Origin of the sequence: Mesorhizobium sp. M5C.F.Ca.IN.020.29.1.1 (genome assembly GCF_003997375.1) — a bacterium.
GTDB classification, from domain to species: Bacteria; Pseudomonadota; Alphaproteobacteria; order Rhizobiales; family Rhizobiaceae; genus Mesorhizobium; species Mesorhizobium wenxiniae.
The window spans coordinates 1-1,943 of record NZ_RZSW01000831.1 but is presented as its reverse complement, the minus strand read 5'-3'; the positions used below and the strand labels follow the sequence as shown (position 1 = coordinate 1,943).

Annotated in this window: 2 protein-coding genes; both read left to right on the top strand. The window is 54.7% G+C overall.

Features of this window, described 5'->3' with window-relative positions; genetic code table 11:
• Positions 1 to 707, top strand: a 707-nt coding sequence (locus EOA85_RS34045; RefSeq protein ID WP_164760090.1) for an ABC transporter permease, incomplete at its 5' end; no start/stop codon positions are given.
• A gap of 27 nt (positions 708 to 734) precedes the next feature.
• Entirely contained in the window at positions 735 to 1,760 is a 1,026-nt protein-coding gene (locus EOA85_RS34040; RefSeq protein WP_127212617.1) for an ABC transporter substrate-binding protein, read from the top strand.
• The last annotated feature ends 183 nt before the right edge of the window (positions 1,761 to 1,943 follow it).

The window sequence follows — 1,943 nt, the reverse complement described above, 5'->3', positions numbered from 1 at the left end:
CGGTATGGGAAATCACCATCAACCTGCTGGATACGTCCCACTATATCCTGCCAGCCCCCACGAAGATCTTCACCCGGATTTTCGTGGAGTTCGAGTTCATCTGGCCAAGCGCACTTGAAAGCCTGACGCTTATCGCCGTTGGATTTTCTGTTGGCGCACTCCTGGCTATTCCGCTTGCTTTTTTTGTGGCAATCAGTCCGCTCCTCGAGCGCAGTTTGTATCCGCTGATTTTGCTGTTTCAAATCGCGCCGAAGATTGCGCTGCTGCCCCTTCTCATCATCTGGTTCGGCTTCGGGCATACATCGGCAATCATCCTGACGGTGATGTTTGTCTTCTTTCCGATCATGGTCGACAGCATCGCCGGTTTTAAGTCGGTTGACCGGGATATCTTTTATATTTCCCGCTCGATGGGCGCGAATTGGTGGCAAACGCTATACCTGATCCGCCTGCCCGCAGCGCTGCCCCACATCTTTTCCGGATTTAAGGTCAGCATCGTTCTATCGGTCACGTCAGTCATCATTGCCGAATATATCGGCTCCAACAGCGGTATTGGTTACCTGGTGCTGCGCGCGATGAGGGTCGGTGACGTGGCACTTATTTTCGCGCTTCTCTTCTGCGCCGCGCTGCTCGGAATATTGCTCACCTATGTCGTTCAGGCGGCGGAGAAATCTTGCATGCCTTGGCTCAGGCATGCCGAGAAACATTAGTCGAGCACTCTAAGAAGCGAAAGGGGAATGGACATGAACACTGAAGGAAGAACACTCATTAAAACAATGGGAAGAAGCATTTTTCTGGCAGCGCTTGCGGTAGGAATGAGCAGCTCGCTGTCACTCGCGGCCGATAAAATGAAGTTCACCTTCAACTGGACGGCTGACGATGGCGACCTCGGCTTTGTCTTAGCGAAGAAGCTGGGCTTCTATGAGGAGCTCGGCATCGACATTGAATTCGAAGAAGGGCGAGGTTCCTCCATCACCTCGCAGCTCGTGGCAACCGGTCAAACGGACGTCGGGTACGCAGATGCCCCCGCTGCAATGAACGTGGCTTCAAAGGGAGCGAACTTCAAGATCATCGCCCCGATCTTGGAAGGCAACACGTCCGCTGCGATCTCTCTCAAAGAAAGCGGCATCGAAACGATCAAGGATCTGAAGGGCAAAAAGGTTGCGGTTTGCGCCGGGTGTTCCCAGACCGCCCTCCTTGACCCTCTGCTCAAAGCGAATGGTCTCGAGCAATCTGACATGGAGATCATCAGTGTCGACGGCGCGGCGTTTCTTGGTCTTTTGACCGAGAAAAAGGTTGATGTGGTGTTGTCCGACCCTGGATCGATAAGCGCTCCACTGCGTGATCGGGGCATCGAGACCACGGCGATCCTGTACCGCGAGAATGGCATCCCCACGGTCGGCCTTAGCCTGATCGCCCGGGAAGATAAGCTGGCTGCGAATCCTGATCTCTACAAACGCTTCATAGAGGCGTCGCTAAAGGGCTGGGATGCAGCGCGCAGGGATCCCGACGCGGCGGCAGACGCTCTGTTGGAAATGTACCCGAAGGCGAACAGCCGGGATGCAAGTATCTGGACCGCACAGAACCTGATTATCCCGGCCCTGTGCGTAGAGGGAGCTTCTACTCTCGGGGATGTTCCCGATGCCAATTGGAACATCACCTATGAGCTGCTGACGACCTATCTTGGGCTTCCTAACACTAAGCCAATTACTGACTACTACACTCGTGATTACCTGCCGGAAAATCGGCCCGCCTGTCCCTGATACGGACTGTCGCAAAGTACGGGAGCGCCCGCATCTTACCCGGGCGCTCCTCCGAGAGATTCAATGGTGAAGAAGCGAATGAAGACGACCGGGCTTCCATCTACACCTGCCGCAATACGGATGTGGGCATTGCTTGACCTGGTGTTAGCTTGGTTCATGCCACTCGCCACAATCGTGGTTTTC

Bases quoted from the DNA above. Each gene is read 5' to 3' on its own strand.
- EOA85_RS34040 (WP_127212617.1), top strand. From the start codon at position 735: ATGGACATGAACACTGAAGGAAGAACACTCATTAAAACAATGGGAAGA.